Origin of the sequence: Synechococcus sp. RS9907, from assembly GCF_014279615.1 — a bacterium.
Classification (GTDB): Bacteria; Cyanobacteriota; Cyanobacteriia; order PCC-6307; family Cyanobiaceae; genus Parasynechococcus.
The window spans coordinates 645,832-659,728 of record NZ_CP047944.1 but is presented as its reverse complement, the minus strand read 5'-3'; the positions used below and the strand labels follow the sequence as shown (position 1 = coordinate 659,728).

At 63.0% G+C, this 13,897-nt stretch carries 15 protein-coding genes; 6 read left to right on the top strand and 9 right to left on the bottom strand.

Features of this window, described 5'->3' with window-relative positions; all coding sequences use genetic code 11:
- Position 1 precedes the first annotated feature (1 nt).
- The 4 genes from SynRS9907_RS03640 to SynRS9907_RS03625 all read right to left on the bottom strand — a co-directional run bounded on the left by SynRS9907_RS03640 (position 2) and on the right by SynRS9907_RS03625 (position 4,666).
- Positions 2–2,365 carry a CsoS2 family carboxysome shell protein gene (locus tag SynRS9907_RS03640; protein ID WP_188021839.1) on the bottom strand — a complete coding sequence of 788 codons (2,364 nt, stop codon included), beginning with the start codon at positions 2,363–2,365 and terminating at the stop codon, positions 2–4.
- 101 nt (positions 2,366–2,466) lie between these two features.
- Positions 2,467–2,808, bottom strand: coding sequence for a ribulose bisphosphate carboxylase small subunit (locus tag SynRS9907_RS03635; protein ID WP_006043651.1), 342 nt, complete (start codon positions 2,806–2,808; stop codon positions 2,467–2,469).
- A 59-nt stretch (positions 2,809–2,867) separates the two neighbouring features.
- On the bottom strand, positions 2,868–4,283 hold the full coding sequence (locus SynRS9907_RS03630; RefSeq protein WP_011363747.1) for a form I ribulose bisphosphate carboxylase large subunit: 1,416 nt from the start codon (positions 4,281–4,283) through the stop codon (positions 2,868–2,870).
- A 71-nt stretch (positions 4,284–4,354) separates the two neighbouring features.
- Positions 4,355–4,666: a BMC domain-containing protein gene (locus SynRS9907_RS03625; RefSeq protein WP_006169870.1), complete on the bottom strand. Its 312-nt coding sequence runs from the start codon at positions 4,664–4,666 to the stop codon at positions 4,355–4,357.
- Positions 4,667–5,022: 356 nt separating this feature from the next.
- Here SynRS9907_RS03625 and SynRS9907_RS03620 point away from each other — a divergent pair, with 356 nt between their 5' ends.
- Complete coding sequence (locus SynRS9907_RS03620) at positions 5,023–5,604, top strand: non-canonical purine NTP pyrophosphatase (RefSeq protein ID WP_188021838.1); 582 nt, start codon at positions 5,023–5,025, stop codon at positions 5,602–5,604.
- Between the two features lie 19 nt (positions 5,605–5,623).
- Here the strand turns inward: SynRS9907_RS03620 and SynRS9907_RS03615 are convergent, their stop codons facing one another.
- Positions 5,624–6,409, bottom strand: coding sequence for a BMC domain-containing protein (locus tag SynRS9907_RS03615; RefSeq protein ID WP_188021837.1), 786 nt, complete (start codon positions 6,407–6,409; stop codon positions 5,624–5,626).
- A 118-nt stretch (positions 6,410–6,527) separates the two neighbouring features.
- Here SynRS9907_RS03615 and SynRS9907_RS03610 point away from each other — a divergent pair, with 118 nt between their 5' ends.
- The 4 genes from SynRS9907_RS03610 (at position 6,528) to bchL (ending at position 10,916) form a co-directional block, all read left to right on the top strand.
- Positions 6,528–6,905, top strand: coding sequence for a hypothetical protein (locus SynRS9907_RS03610; RefSeq protein ID WP_038556224.1), 378 nt, complete (start codon positions 6,528–6,530; stop codon positions 6,903–6,905).
- 113 nt (positions 6,906–7,018) lie between these two features.
- Positions 7,019–8,296 carry a ferredoxin:protochlorophyllide reductase (ATP-dependent) subunit N gene (locus SynRS9907_RS03605; protein WP_188021836.1) on the top strand — a complete coding sequence of 426 codons (1,278 nt, stop codon included), beginning with the start codon at positions 7,019–7,021 and terminating at the stop codon, positions 8,294–8,296.
- A 4-nt stretch (positions 8,297–8,300) separates the two neighbouring features.
- Positions 8,301–9,875: a ferredoxin:protochlorophyllide reductase (ATP-dependent) subunit B gene (locus SynRS9907_RS03600; protein WP_188021835.1), complete on the top strand. Its 1,575-nt coding sequence runs from the start codon at positions 8,301–8,303 to the stop codon at positions 9,873–9,875.
- Positions 9,876–10,025: 150 nt separating this feature from the next.
- A complete protein-coding gene (bchL, locus tag SynRS9907_RS03595) occupies positions 10,026–10,916 on the top strand; it encodes a ferredoxin:protochlorophyllide reductase (ATP-dependent) iron-sulfur ATP-binding protein (protein WP_114988518.1) in 891 nt (296 codons plus the stop codon).
- Positions 10,917–10,978: 62 nt separating this feature from the next.
- Here the strand turns inward: bchL and SynRS9907_RS03590 are convergent, their stop codons facing one another.
- The 3 genes from SynRS9907_RS03590 to psaM all read right to left on the bottom strand — a co-directional run bounded on the left by SynRS9907_RS03590 (position 10,979) and on the right by psaM (position 12,545).
- Positions 10,979–11,929 carry a protochlorophyllide reductase gene (locus SynRS9907_RS03590; RefSeq protein WP_188021834.1) on the bottom strand — a complete coding sequence of 317 codons (951 nt, stop codon included), beginning with the start codon at positions 11,927–11,929 and terminating at the stop codon, positions 10,979–10,981.
- Between the two features lie 69 nt (positions 11,930–11,998).
- Positions 11,999–12,301, bottom strand: coding sequence for a hypothetical protein (locus tag SynRS9907_RS03585; protein WP_114988519.1), 303 nt, complete (start codon positions 12,299–12,301; stop codon positions 11,999–12,001).
- A gap of 139 nt (positions 12,302–12,440) precedes the next feature.
- Positions 12,441–12,545 (bottom strand): photosystem I reaction center subunit XII, encoded by a 105-nt coding sequence (gene psaM / locus SynRS9907_RS03580; protein ID WP_025362433.1) that lies wholly within the window; start codon positions 12,543–12,545, stop codon positions 12,441–12,443.
- 83 nt (positions 12,546–12,628) lie between these two features.
- Here psaM and SynRS9907_RS03575 point away from each other — a divergent pair, with 83 nt between their 5' ends.
- Positions 12,629–13,099 (top strand): CRR6 family NdhI maturation factor, encoded by a 471-nt coding sequence (locus SynRS9907_RS03575; RefSeq protein ID WP_186514907.1) that lies wholly within the window; start codon positions 12,629–12,631, stop codon positions 13,097–13,099.
- Positions 13,100–13,103: 4 nt separating this feature from the next.
- On the opposite strand, the gene SynRS9907_RS03570 is transcribed toward SynRS9907_RS03575, so the two are convergent.
- Positions 13,104–13,871 (bottom strand): sulfite exporter TauE/SafE family protein, encoded by a 768-nt coding sequence (locus SynRS9907_RS03570; protein WP_115008694.1) that lies wholly within the window; start codon positions 13,869–13,871, stop codon positions 13,104–13,106.
- Positions 13,872–13,897: the final 26 nt, after the last annotated feature.

Sequence of the window (13,897 nt, the reverse complement as noted above, 5' to 3'; positions counted from 1 at the left end):
ATCAGCCCCGTGCGCCGCCGGAGACGGTGATCAGGGAGCCCTTTTCGGTGTTGCCGCTGGAACCGGTCACGCGGCTCACAGGCCATTCGGTCTCCTCGTTGCGCTTGCGCTCGAAGGAAGACATGGCACTCATCGGGCCGGGACGGGTGGGGTTACGACGGCGGGCCGAAGCACCCTCAGTACCGGTGACATGCTCCCCACGATCCCAGTCATCGCCTGTGATCTTGGTGGAGGAACCCTCGCCGGTCACCCGGGATGCAGGCTTTTCAGAGGGCTCGCTGACCACAGCCACGGTGGGCTGGAACTGGCGCTGCTGCTGACGGTTCTGGAACTCGCGGTTGTCGAAGCGGAACTGCTCGGTACCGGTCACCTTGCCACCAGCCATGTCAAAAGGGCCGGTGATGCGATTCCCCTGCTCGTAGGAGGTGCCCGTCACACCGGACGCGGCCTCACGTTGCTGCTGGGCAGCACGGGCGGGAGACATCACGCTGAAGCGGGTCCAGGCGGCACCCTCAGGAGCTTGGCCGTGGGTGTCGGTGCCAGCGGGAGCATCAGCGCCGCAGGCAGCGGCCAGCTGATCAGCACCCACGTAAGGCGTGCCGGTGACTGCTTCACAAGCGCCACGCTTGTCGCCGGTCATCACACCACCCACACCGGGTTGGATGCCGGTCATGGCAGCAGAAGGGGTACCGACACGCACTGGTGTGCGCTCACGGATGGCCTGAACAGCAGGGGTTCCGCAGTGTTGGCCGGCCTGCTCAAGGCCTGCATAGGGGGTGCCGGTGACGGCCTGGCAGCTGCCGGGCTCGTCGCCAGTCACGTTCTCCGAACGACCCGTGCGGGTGCCGCTCACCACCTGGTTGCGGTTGGTGACGCTGAAACCAACTTTGGCTGCTTCGGGTTCGGGCTTGGAACCACAGAAAGCATTCACCTGCTCGGCACTGATGTATTGATCACCCGTCACGCGGTGGCAGGAGCCGAACTCATCACCGGTGACCTGAGCAGAACGGCCCACCATGGTGCCGGTCACGCCAGTGCCGGAGAGAGTTCCGGAAAGGCCCACCTTGGCGGCAGGACGACCTTCGGGCAGGGGATCTGAGCCGAGGTACTGATCGCCGGTGAGGCTGCGGTTGGCACCGGCTTCGTCGCCAGTGACGCTGGCGGAGCGGCCCACCATCACACCACTCACAGGACGCCCCTGTTCGGTGAGGCTGTGGCCCACCTTGCGCGGGGAGGTCAAGCCACCACCGCAGTAGGCAGCGGACTGATTAGCGGAGATGTACTCGGTGCCGGTCACGCTCTTGCAGGTGCCGGGCTCATCGCCGGTGACCTTTTCGGAACGGCCAACTTCATTGCCGGTGACGCGGTTGCCGTGGCTGGTGGCGGTGACGCGCACCTTGGCCGGAGTGGTGGCTGCAGGAGCGGTCTGACAGAAGGTCTGGAAGACTTCGGCGCCCAGGTACTCGGTACCGGTGATCGAACGGCAGGTGCTGGCTTCGTTGCCGGTGGTTTTCACCGAGCGGTTGGCCTGGGTGCCGGTCACGGTCTGGCCACTTGTGGTGGTGCTTTCACCCACCTTCCAGTGGGCATCAGCGGCAGCGGCTTGCTTGGCGCCGTGGCGGTTGGGACCGGTGGGGCGGGTCACACCAGCGCTTTGTTTGTTGCGAGCGCCGGACTTGGTGCGCAGCTCACGCACCTGTTGGGCCAACTCACGGCTGGTGAGGTCAGGGTTGGCCTGACGGGCAACGGCTGCGGCGCTGGTGGGTTGCTTGCCAGCGGTTTTGCCGTGCTTCGCCATGGCTTCACGGCGGGCCAGCACCAGCGCGCGGCTGGGGTTCTCGATGGCACGACGCTTCGGAGTGGCCGAACGGCGCTCCGTGCGGGCAGAAAACTTGGGAGCCGGTGCGCTGAGGGAAGCCTTTTCAGCGGCACGCTTGCCACCACAGCCACAGCTCTTGGTGGTTTCAGCGGGTGCAGCTGCAGGAGCAGAGGCGTTGGTCTGGCGGGCAACATCAGCGCGGTTGCGATCGCGGCTGGTGTCGGCGGTCTTGCCGCGGCGGGACAAGGCCTCACGACGGGCCAGCACCAACTCGCGGCTGGGATCGCGATGGGGCTTGACCTGGGAGCTGCGTCTTGCGGGAGCAGCTGCAAAGGACGTGGTCCGCTGCGGGGCTACAGCAGCGGATGTAGCAGGTGCCGAAGGGGGCTCAGCAACCGCGGCCGCATTGGTGCGGGTGGGACGGGCATCAGCAACGGTGCGAACACGGTTGGCGCCATCACCAGCCGCTACCGAGGACTTCTTACCGGAAGTGGTCAGCGCCTTGCGGCGTTCAAGTGCGAGTTCGCGACTGGAGAGTCTTGCCATGTCCGCCCGAGGATGTCGTCGTGAGGTGGAAGGGCACTTGCCCCTCCGGAAAAAGCTGGAGCCCTGATCAGGTCAGGGCTCGGAACCAAGGGTTCGAAGGATCAGCGTCCTTCGAAGACCACGAAGCAGGCACCCTGGCTCTGGGTGTAGGCGTCGTAACCGACGATGCGCACGTGGTGGTCGGGGTATGCGCGGTGGCAAGCCTCGAGCTCACTGACAACGACGTTCAGATCCTTCTCACCGAAGAAGGGGAGCTTCCAATACGACCAGTAGGTGGCCATGGAGTTGCTGGGGTGGACGTGCTCGACGAGCGGGCTCCAACCCTGGGCAATGATGTAGGCGATCTGGTCGTAGATCTCGTCCTGGGTCATCGGCGGGAGGAAGCCGAAGGTCTCCAGGGTGGCGACTGTTTGATAGTCACCCACGGTGCTCTGGAAAGGCATGGGGATCCTGGGTGTAAGAAAAAGGGGTGGCCGGTTGCATCAACCGGCCGTTGAGACGATCAGTTCTGGACGTCGAGCTTGTCGACGGTGTCGAACTCGAACTTGATCTCCTTCCAGGTCTCGAGGGCGATGGCCAGCTCAGGGCTGTGCTTCGCGGCTTCCGTGAGGATGTCGCGGCTCTCTTTCTCGAGATGACGGCCGGCGTTGCGTGCCTTGACGCAGGCCTCGAGGGCCACACGGTTGGCAGCAGCACCTGCAGCGGAGCCCCAGGGGTGACCGTGGGTACCACCACCGAACTGAAGAACGGAGTCGTCGCCGAAGATGGTGACCAGGGCGGGCATGTGCCACACGTGGATACCGCCGGAAGCAACGGCGAACACGCCAGGCATGGAACCCCAGTCCTGATCGAAGAAGTTGCCGCGGCTGCGGTCTTCGGGCACGAAGGATTCGCGCAGCTGGTCGATGTAGCCGAGGGTGGTCTGACGATCACCTTCCAGCTTGCCGACCACGGTGCCGGTGTGGAGCTGGTCACCACCGGACAGACGCAGACACTTGGCGAGAACGCGGAAGTGGATGCCGTGCTTGGGGTGACGGTCGATCACCGCGTGCATGGCGCGGTGGATGTGCAGCAACATGCCGTTCTTGCGGCACCACTTCGACAGACCGGTGTTGGCCGTGAAGCCACCGGTGATGAAGTCGTGCATGATGATCGGCATGCCGAGTTCCTTGGCGAACTCAGCGCGCTCGTACATCTCCTCGGGAGTGTTGGCGGTCACGTTGAGGTAGTGACCCTTGCGCTCGCCGGTCTCCTGCTCGGACAGCTTGATGGCTTCCGCAACGAATTCGAAGCGGTTCTGCCAACGCTGGAAAGGCTGGGAGTTGATGTTCTCGTCGTCCTTGGTGAAGTCCAGACCGCCACGCAGGCACTCATAGACAACACGGCCGTAGTTCTTACCGCTCAGGCCGAGCTTCGGCTTGATGGTGCAACCCAGCAGAGGACGGCCGTACTTGTTCATCCGGTCGCGCTCGACCTGGATGCCGTTCGGCGGGCCGTAGCAGCTCTTGATGAACGCCATCGGGAAGCGGATGTCTTCCAGACGGAGGTGGCGCAGAGCCTTGAAACCGAACACGTTGCCGACCAGGGAGGTCAGAACGTTGGTGATGGAACCCTCTTCGAACAGGTCGAGGGGGTAGGCGATGAAGGCATAGAAAGACTCCTTGTCACCAGGGACGTCTTCGATGCGGTAGCAACGGCCCTTGTAGAAATCGAGATCGGTGAGGAGCTCGGACCACACAGTGGACCAGGTGCCGGTGGAGGATTCAGCGGCCACAGCAGCGGCAACTTCTTCCTTGGGCACACCTTCTTGGCCGGTGCACTTGAAGCAGGCCAGCAGGTCGGTGTCGAGGGGGACGTAATCAGGAGTCCAGTAAGTATCCCTGTACTCCTTGACCCCAGCGTCGTACTTCTTGCTCATGGGAAAACTCCGTTAGGTCGGTGAAGAGGTTGAGACGTTCGCGTGCCTCGTCAGAGGCTCAGCGGAAGATCTCAGTCCTTCTGACCAAGGAAGTTGCCGTTGCCCAGAGCAGGCTCCACTTCGCGGTGGGGGCGGGCAATGATGTGAGCGGCGACCAGGCCGTCACCGACGCGCTCGCAAGCGTCAGCGCCAGCGCGCACAGCAGCGTTGACAGCGCCAGTTTCGCCGCGAACCAGAACGGTGACGTAGCCGCCGCCGACGAACTCACGACCGATAAGGCGCACTTCGGCAGCCTTGGTCATGGCATCAGCTGCCTCGATGGCGGGGACCAGACCGCGGGTCTCGATCATGCCGAGGGCGATGCCCATGGTTTCGTTAGCCATTGCCTACCGGGAGAAGGGGTGGAATGTTCGCTGGGGACATTGCTCCGCCAGAACCCTTCCCGTCAAGCGATTTGGACGACTTTCTCGATCACTGTCCATAGTGAACCAAATAAGCCAGGCTTATCACCCTGTGCCTCACTGTTCCGGTCTGCTGTGGGGGTTCGTGTGATCACATCCCCACAAGTCGTTGTCGACGCTGGTGAAGCTGCATAGGTTTACGTTGCGTCACCCTCCCAAAGCCTTGCTGCGGGGTGGAATGTTCAACCCAAACGGGTGTCGCTGGGTCGAATTCAGAGATTGTTAGTTCTTAACCCCAACCAGCCCGCACAATGGAGTGCCTCTTTTGATGGCCCTCCTTGGCGCTTCAGCTCACCATCGCCACGGGCAACCCGATCAAGGTTGCTGAAATCGAGGCCATGCTGGGACCACTCCCACTGGATGTGCAGCGTCAACCTGCCGATCTGGATGTTGAAGAGACGGGAAGCACCTACCGCGAGAACGCTGAGCTGAAGGCCACTGCAGCAGCCCTGCGCACAGGCAACTGGGCCTTAGCTGACGATTCAGGCCTTGAGGTGGATGCTCTTCAAGGGGCACCGGGTCTGTATTCCGCCCGCTACGCCGAGGGAAACGACGCCAAGGTGCAGCGAATCCTGGAGGAACTGATGGGATCGCCTTATCGGAGTGCCTGTTTCCGCAGCACGATGGTGTTGTGTGATCCCTCTGGCAACTGTCGTGCCGCGGCGGAGGGAATCTGCTGGGGCGAACTCCTGAGTGCCCCGGCCTACGCCGGCGGCGGATTCGAATCCTTGCTTTGGGTGCGGGAAGCCCGTTGCAGCTACGGCGAACTGAATGCAGCTCAGCTCAGCCGCCTGGGCAGCCGCGGCAAGGCGGCGCGCGCTCTGGCACCACAGCTGCGTGAGCTGCTGCACCTGAGCTGATCCGAGCTGGTCTGAGCGCTCAGCGCAGCCTTGCGTTGCTGTTGATGTGGTCGATGGCGCGCATCGCCGCCGCGGCCGCTTCCTCCACATCACCTTCTCGTCCTGCCAGGGTGAGTCGCCCGAAGGCACCCACCGCTTTCACGTCCACCAACGTGATGTTGGAGGCTTTTTCCGCTTCGTTGGCAGCGATCAACACGTATCCGGCTGGCTCCGTCTCCAGGATGAACATGCTCATCCCGGCTTCGATCATTGAGCCGCGTCGGTTCTGCCGGTTGATCAGCACGGCATGGTCGGGCGTGATCGCCCGGATCACTTCCGTCCAGCTCACATCGGCTGGAGAACGCTGATCGATGGTGCTCCCGATCGCTTCGAGCACCACATCTCCGGAATGGAGCACCGTGCTCTGGTCGCGGTGATACAGGGCCATCGAACCGAATGCCCGCTCCACCACCATCTGGCCGAGACGGACGTTGCTGGCCTTCAGTGCGATGTCCGTCACCCGGTGCACCGCCATGCCCGGTGACACCTCCATCCAGAGGCAGGCATCTCCGGGGATGGGCAGAAATCCCTGGCTCACCGAACCCATATAGGCCGCGAGTTGCGGCTGCAGCGAGTCGATGAACACGTGGGTGCGCAGTTCGATCGACTGCACATGACTGTTCTGCCGCAACAGCCGAGGCGACTCCGAATCCGTTGTCACAACACAGCTTGCCCCCCCCTGCTGGGGGGTCACCTCAGTGCCGGTGACGAGAGCTCTACCGCCGCGTCGCCGCTCCCGAGCATCGAAGCTGGCAAAACGGGTCATGGCGGGGAGTGTACCGGACGAATTCAGCTGAAAAGGGCCAATGAAGAGTTAGAGCCTGCGGTCTTGCGCCTTGAAAAACAGCCGATAACTTCCGAAGAACCCCTCTAGAGATCTTGCAATGACTGAGCAGTCTTCTTTGAAGCCAGTGGATCTCAACGCTGATCAGGCCCTTGGGATGGTGAGCTTCGGCCTGATGCAACGGCTTGCGCAGGATGGCCAGGTGGATCTGCCCTGGCTGGAGGCATCAGGAAATGCAGACAGTGAGCGTCTGCGCCAGCTGCGTCAACGGCTGGAACTGACGTCATTGGCCATCGAAACCGGTGCTCCCCTCACCACCGCGGAGGTGAGCATGCTGCTGGGGGCTCGCCCTGGAACGGAACGGGTGGAACGCGGTGGTCTCGTCGCCCGCCGGGTCAGCCGCAACGTCTGGCGCCTGAGCAAAGCAGAGGAGAGTGATCGATCCGATCGTTACGACGGATTCCGTCGCCGCCTTTGAGCTCAAGCAAGGGTCTGCCTGGCCGGAGTGATCCCGAAGAGTTTGAGCGACCTTTCCACTCCTCAGCGGATTTATTCGCAGCTTGGAGAGGTTGATCATCAAGGGAGCGGCCGATGGCCGGGCCAACGCTGCTGAAGGAGTCGGGGCCGCGCGAGGTGTTCTGCGGCCTCACATCGATTGTGTGGCTGCATCGGCGCATGCCCGATGCCTTTTTTCTTGTGGTGGGATCACGCACCTGCGCCCATCTGATCCAGAGCGCCGCAGGGGTAATGATTTTTGCCGAACCCCGTTTCGGCACAGCCATTCTCAGCGAGCGGGATCTGGCTGGCCTCGCCGATGCCCACGACGAACTCGATCGCGTCTGCAAGGAGCTTCTGCAACGCCGCCCCGAGATCCGCACGCTGTTTCTGGTGGGATCCTGCCCCAGCGAAGTGATCAAGCTGGATTTGGCCCGGGCTGCCGAACGGCTCAACGACGAACTGACCGGCCGGGTGCGGGTGGTGAACTACTCCGGTAGCGGCATTGAAACCACGTTCACCCAGGGAGAAGACGGGGCACTGGCAGCCCTCGTTCCCCTGCTCCCCGCCAGCGATGAACGGCAGTTGCTGCTGGTGGGAACCCTTGCTGATGCCGTGGAAGACCGGCAGATGCACCTGTTCCAACGGATGGGCATCGAAACGATTCGCAGCCTGCCGCCACGGCAATCGACTGACCTGCCCGCCGTGGGAGCGGGAACCACGGTGCTGCTGACCCAACCCTTTCTGACGGAAACCGCGCGCCTGCTCAGCGACCGCGGCGCCACGGTGCTCACGGCTCCCTTCCCTCTGGGGGCCGAGGGAAGTCGCCGCTGGATGGAGGCTGCTGCTGCTGCCTTCCATCTGCCTGATGAACGGGTCGCGGCTGTGCTCGATCCGTTGATGGAGCGGGCCCAGAGCGCCCTAGCCCGCCATCGCACCGTGCTGGAGGGCAAGCGGATCTTCCTGCTTCCCGAATCCCAGCTGGAACTCCCCCTGGCCCGGTTTCTGCAACGGGAATGCGGCATGGAACTGGTGGAGGTGGGCACGCCCTATCTGAACCGTGAACAGATGGCTGCCGAGCTGGCCTTGCTCCCCGATGACGTCCCGGTGATGGAGGGGCAACACGTGGAGCAGCAACTGGACCGGGTGCGCGCCAGCCAGCCCGACCTGGTGGTGTGCGGGATGGGCCTGGCCAATCCGCTGGAGGCCGAAGGCATCGCCACCAAATGGTCGATCGAACTGGTGTTCAGCCCGATCCACGGCATCGACCAAGCCGGGGACCTGGCGGAACTGTTTTCGAGGCCATTGCGTCGCCGGCAACTGATCCGACCTGGCCTCCACCCCAGCAGCCCCGACCCAACCGTGCCCGCCTGATCCCATGCAGCTCACGCTCTGGACCTACGAAGGGCCACCCCATGTGGGGGCCATGCGCATTGCCGCCTCCATGCGCGGCGTTCATTACGTGCTCCATGCCCCCCAGGGGGACACCTATGCCGATCTGCTGTTCACGATGATTGAGCGGCGCGGACAGCGTCCGCCCGTCACCTACACCACCTTTCAGGCCCGGGATCTCGGCGGGGACACCGCCGAACTGGTGAAACGGCATGTGCGTGAAGCGGTGGATCGCTTCCAGCCCGATGCCCTGCTGGTGGGGGAAAGCTGCACCGCGGAGCTGATTCAAGATCAGCCTGGTGCCCTGGCCCAGGGCATGGAGCTCACCATGCCGGTGGTGAGTCTGGAGCTGCCGGCCTACAGCAAAAAGGAAAACTGGGGGGCCGCGGAAACCTTCTACCAACTGGTGCGCAACCTGCTGAAGGAGCAGGCAACCGCCAACAGCCAGCACGACCCCAGGGCATGGCAACACCAGGGGCGCCGGCCCCGGGTGAACCTGTTGGGCCCATCCCTGCTGGGCTTCCGCTGCCGCGACGACGTGCTGGAGGTGCAGAAACTGCTCACCCTGCACGGCATCGATGTGGGCGTGGTGGCGCCCCTGGGGGCTGGCGTGGAGGATCTGAAGCGGATCCCCGATGCGGATCTCAACGTCTGCCTCTATCCGGAGGTGGCGGAATCCAGTTGCAGCTGGCTGGAGCGCAATTTCGGCATGCCCTTCAGCCGAACAGTGCCGATTGGAGTGGGCGCCACCCACGATTTCCTCGTCGAAGTGCACGAGATGCTCGGGATGGAGCCCCCCGCCCCGGACGAGGGCTACCGGCGCTCACGCCTGCCCTGGTATTCGGAATCCGTGGACTCCACCTACCTCACGGGCAAGCGGGTGTTCATCTTTGGCGACGGCAGTCACGCCCTCGCCGCGGCCAGGATCTGCAGCGAAGAACTGGGTTTCACGGTGGTGGGGCTGGGCACCTATAGCCGGGAGATGGCCCGGCCCGTGCGGGCCGCCGCCAAAGCCCTGGGCCTGGAGGCCCTGATCAGTGACGACTACCTGGCGGTGGAAGCGGCCATGGCCGAAGCGGCACCGGAACTGGTGCTTGGAACCCAGATGGAGCGCCACAGCGCCAAGCGGCTGGGGATTCCCTGCGCGGTGATCAGCACACCCATGCATGTGCAGGACGTGCCCGCCCGCATGAGCCCCCAGATGGGCTGGGAAGGGGCCAACGTGATCTTCGACGACTGGGTGCACCCGCTGATGATGGGCCTGGAGGAACACCTGATCGGCATGTTCCGCCACGACTTCGAATTCGTGGATGGCCACCAGAGCCACCTGGGCCATGCCGGTGGTGCCGGCGCCGCCGACAGTTCCGGCTTGAGTGATATCCCGGGGGAGGGCGATGGTGCTCTGCATTGGACGGCCGATGGGGAAGCCGAGCTGAAGAAGATCCCCTTCTTCGTACGGGGAAAGGTGCGCCGTAATACGGAGGCTTATGCCCGCGATGTGGGCTGCAGGGAGATCAGCAGCGAAACGCTGTATGACGCAAAAGCCCACTTCAAGGCATGAGCATTTGCACTCATTTCTTTTTATTTAATTGAAAGAAATTCTGCTCTTGACACTCAACCAAGAACCAGATCTTTCATTTCTTGGTGAAAACCAACCTCTGCACATCTGCTGCTGTTGAATGAAACCGACATCTCTCGCAAAGGTCGCTGCATGACCACAACCCTGACGCGACCGGCGGACGGTGAAGGCAGCGTGCAGGTCCACCAGGACCCGGCACTGAACATCCAGGAAGAAACCCTGGTGATCGCGGTCTACGGCAAAGGCGGGATCGGCAAATCCACCACCTCCTCGAACCTGTCAGCCGCCTTCTCGAAGCTGGGCAAGCGGGTGCTTCAGATCGGCTGCGACCCCAAGCACGACAGCACCTTCACCCTCACCCACAAGATGGTGCCGACGGTGATCGACATCCTTGAGGAGGTGGACTTCCACAGCGAGGAGCTCCGGCCTGAGGATTTCGTCTTCACCGGCTTCAACGGGGTGCAGTGCGTCGAGAGCGGCGGCCCACCGGCGGGCACCGGCTGCGGCGGATACGTGACCGGGCAGACCGTGAAGCTGCTCAAGGAGCACCATCTGCTGGAAGACACCGATGTGGTGATCTTCGACGTGCTCGGCGATGTGGTGTGTGGTGGTTTCGCCGCCCCGCTGCAGCACGCCAACTATTGCCTGATTGTGACCGCCAACGATTTCGATTCGATCTTCGCGATGAATCGCATCGTTCAGGCGATTCAAGCCAAAGCCAAGAACTACAAGGTGCGGCTTGGCGGCGTTGTTGCGAACCGCTCGGCAGACACCGATCAGATCGACAAGTTCAACGATCGCACCGGCCTGCGCACCATGGCCCACTTCAGGGATGTGGATGCCATCCGGCGATCCCGACTCAAGAAATGCACCATCTTTGAAATGGATGATGCCGATGAGGCCGTGCAAGCAGTGCAGAACGAATATCTGCGGCTGGCCCAGAACATGCTCGACAAGGTGGAGCCGCTCGAGGCCACATCCCTCAAAGACCGCGAAATCTTCGACCTGCTGGGATTCGATTGATCCTCACTTGATCAACAAAGCCCTGGCCGCTGCGACCGGGGCTTGGTTGTGAAGAGCTCAGCTCAAGCGCCAACGAGCTTCATCGAGAGCTCCCACACCCGGCGGGCTGTTTCTGGATCAGTGGCTTTGTCGGACAGTTCCTGGCTGAACTGCTGTCCATCCTTCTTCTGGCGGTTGCCCCAGCTCCAGTGCACACCGGATTCGGCGAAGTCAGGATTGGCCACTACATCAGCCACCCGTTCCCCCGCCAGGGCCTGGGAGACATAACCGCCGGTGATGTTCTTCTGGAACCAGGGAAAGATCGTCTGAAAGGCCTTGGGGGTGTTGCGGAACAACGGTGTGTCCGCCACACAGCCCGGGTAGAGCGAGGTGAAGGTGATCCCCGTGTCCCCGTGCAGACGACGATGCAGCTCCTGGGTGGTGATCATGTTGCAGAGCTTGCTGTCTTTGTAGGCCTTGCCAGGCTTGAACGGCTTGCCACTGGCCATGGCAACGGGGTCTTTGAAGCCAGCTTCAAAGCCGGAGAGATCCCCCAGGTCCGCCGGAGCGGGGATGGGAATCTTGCCCCCCAGCTCTTTGGAGTTGGCGGTCACGGTGCCGAGGATCACCACCCGCTTGGAGGGGTGGGTGGAGGCCTTGAGCCGACCCAAGAGCAGCTGCACCAGCAGGAAATGGCCGAAGTGGTTGGTGGCCATCGAAATCTCGTAGCCCTGGGGGGAACGTTCCGGCTGCTTCAGCTTCGGTTTGTACACAGCTGCATTGCAGACCACGGCATCCAATCGCTCAGGCAAGGCATCGACCGCCCTGCGCACACTGTCGAGATCTCCCAGATCCATCAACACGTGCTTGAGCCGGTCTTTGGGGAGATCCAACTCATCCGCCGCCGCCGCGGCACGCTGCGGACTGCGGTTCGCCGTGATCACCGTCCAACCCCGCTTCACCAAGGCGCATGTGGCATTCAGGCCCACACCGGAGGTGGTGCCGGTGATCAGAACGGTGCCGGGCGTGGACATCAAGACAGGGCCAGGAAGGCTGCCAGTCTGCCGGTCAGCACTCAATCCCAACGCCGCTGGTCACGAATCTCAGCGCCAGATCACACGCAGACGGTTGGGGGCGATCCACTGATCCTGCTCGCTGATCAGACGCTTCTCTCCACCGATGCTGAACAGACGATCAAAACGATGTTGCAGCGTTTCCAATTTCGCCGACTCAATCGACACGACCGCCGCGATTTCACTGTGGCGATCCATGCGTTCCTGATAGGCCACGGACAGACGGATCAAGCTCACAGCGCCCAACAGAACAAGCCCAGCCTTGGCCGCCAAGGCGAGAAGGCTGCACTGCAGTTCCTGTTGGTCGGTCTGCCGCTGAATCGCCGCAGCCATGCTGGCTGCATCCGTGCGGGGAGCTGATCTTTGAACCTGACTGGCGGTCACCGCATCAGCACGAACATCCGCTTGTAACGCAATCCGTTCGCAGTGCCAAGACCAGCTCTACGCCCGTTGATCTGGGCTGTCTTTGAAATCAGGCCTCGTAAAGGCTGATGGAGAGACGCAGAGCCAGAACAGCGGCATGGGCAGCCACCACGAGGGCAATGAACACCTCAGGTGCAGACAGAACGGTTTCCATGGGAGCCATGCATCAAACGGTCCCATTCTTCTCTGAGGGAAGGGCTGCAGGCCATCATTCGCAAAGGCCTGTCACACCAGCCCATGGATCCGGTTCTGATCGATGCCCCTGCTATCCGCGCCTTGGATCTACGGCCGCTGGAGATCTGGAGCACTCAGCCGCTGGATGCACTGCTGAGCCAGGGACCAGTGCTCGAGCTTCGTTTCGATTGGCCCCGGGCGCAGGATGACCCACGCGAACTGCCGGAATGCCCAGAGCCTCGGCTCTGGGCCCTGCGGGCCGATGCGCGCTACCCCTGGCTGCCGCTGTTGCTTGAACGCGACCAGGGCAGCCTGATTCGCCATGTGGCCCTGGTGGTGCCCCACAGTTTCAGCCGCAGCGAAGGCCTGCGTTTTGACCCGGAAGCCTTGGAACTCTGGGTAACGCATCGATTGATGCTGTTGGACGACCTCTGCCAGCGAGAGCTCGGACGCCCGATGCGGGGCAACCTCTCCCAGATGGCCGCAGCCCTGGGCTACGAGCTGGATGCGGGATTTTGGAACCTGTTGGGCTGACCAGTCAGCTCAGCCAAAGCTGCAGGGCCCGCCTGGAGCTGTCGATCGCCAGGATGATGGCGAGTCCTCGCAGACAGCGCACCAGCAGGGCCGCATCAAACTGATCGAGCCGGCTGGCCGTCCACTGCGCCGCGATCGCCGCCACCGCCCCCAGCAGCAGGCCCATCAGAGGAACGCCGCGTCCTTCATGCAGGAACTGGAGGGATGCTGCGCTGGCCGAGCAGAGCACCGCCACCGTGCTCAGCCGCACGGCCTGATGAATCGGCACAGACATCGGACCGCTCATCAGGGGCACCATCACAAGCCCCCCGCCCAGGCCCAACATCCCAGCGGTCCAGCCGGCGATGCAGCCCACACCCGCCAACTGCGGAGCGCTGCCGTCATCAACGTCATCATTGGCATCCGCCTCGGGCCGCTCGCGAACGCAGAACGCCAGCACGATGTACATCAGCGTCTGCATCGCCAGCAGAATCCAGCCCGCTGCCAAACCGGCCAAACCACCGAACAGCAGTGCCGAGCCAAAGGCCGCCAAGCCGATGGCGAGTCCCGGCCGGGTCGGCAGCCGCCCCTGGCGCAGATGGGTGATGGTGCCCGCCAAAGCCGTGGGCACAATGGCGAAACTGCTGGTGGCCAGGGCCTGATGGGGCGGGAGATCAAGCCAGAGCAGGAGCGGGGCAAAGATCAAGCCACCGCCGATTCCCAACAACCCGGCCAGCCCCCCCGCCAGCAGGCCCAGGGCGATCAGGATCGGCACATCCCACCAGGGCACCATGGCGTGCGATCGATTCTTCCCTCCAG

Coding starts and splice junctions, on each gene's coding strand:
- SynRS9907_RS03640 (WP_188021839.1), bottom strand. CDS start 2,365: ATGGCAAGACTCTCCAGTCGCGAACTCGCACTTGAACGCCGCAAGGCG.
- bchL (WP_114988518.1), top strand. CDS start 10,026: ATGACCACAACCCTGACGCGACCGGCGGACGGTGAAGGCAGCGTGCAG.
- psaM (WP_025362433.1), bottom strand. CDS start 12,545: ATGGAAACCGTTCTGTCTGCACCTGAGGTGTTCATTGCCCTCGTGGTG.
- SynRS9907_RS03570 (WP_115008694.1), bottom strand. CDS start 13,871: ATGGTGCCCTGGTGGGATGTGCCGATCCTGATCGCCCTGGGCCTGCTG.
- SynRS9907_RS03590 (WP_188021834.1), bottom strand. CDS start 11,929: ATGTCCACGCCCGGCACCGTTCTGATCACCGGCACCACCTCCGGTGTG.
- SynRS9907_RS03610 (WP_038556224.1), top strand. CDS start 6,528: ATGACTGAGCAGTCTTCTTTGAAGCCAGTGGATCTCAACGCTGATCAG.
- SynRS9907_RS03635 (WP_006043651.1), bottom strand. CDS start 2,808: ATGCCTTTCCAGAGCACCGTGGGTGACTATCAAACAGTCGCCACCCTG.
- SynRS9907_RS03575 (WP_186514907.1), top strand. CDS start 12,629: ATGGATCCGGTTCTGATCGATGCCCCTGCTATCCGCGCCTTGGATCTA.
- SynRS9907_RS03615 (WP_188021837.1), bottom strand. CDS start 6,409: ATGACCCGTTTTGCCAGCTTCGATGCTCGGGAGCGGCGACGCGGCGGT.
- SynRS9907_RS03625 (WP_006169870.1), bottom strand. CDS start 4,666: ATGGCTAACGAAACCATGGGCATCGCCCTCGGCATGATCGAGACCCGC.
- SynRS9907_RS03630 (WP_011363747.1), bottom strand. CDS start 4,283: ATGAGCAAGAAGTACGACGCTGGGGTCAAGGAGTACAGGGATACTTAC.
- SynRS9907_RS03600 (WP_188021835.1), top strand. CDS start 8,301: ATGCAGCTCACGCTCTGGACCTACGAAGGGCCACCCCATGTGGGGGCC.
- SynRS9907_RS03585 (WP_114988519.1), bottom strand. CDS start 12,301: ATGGCTGCGGCGATTCAGCGGCAGACCGACCAACAGGAACTGCAGTGC.
- SynRS9907_RS03605 (WP_188021836.1), top strand. CDS start 7,019: ATGGCCGGGCCAACGCTGCTGAAGGAGTCGGGGCCGCGCGAGGTGTTC.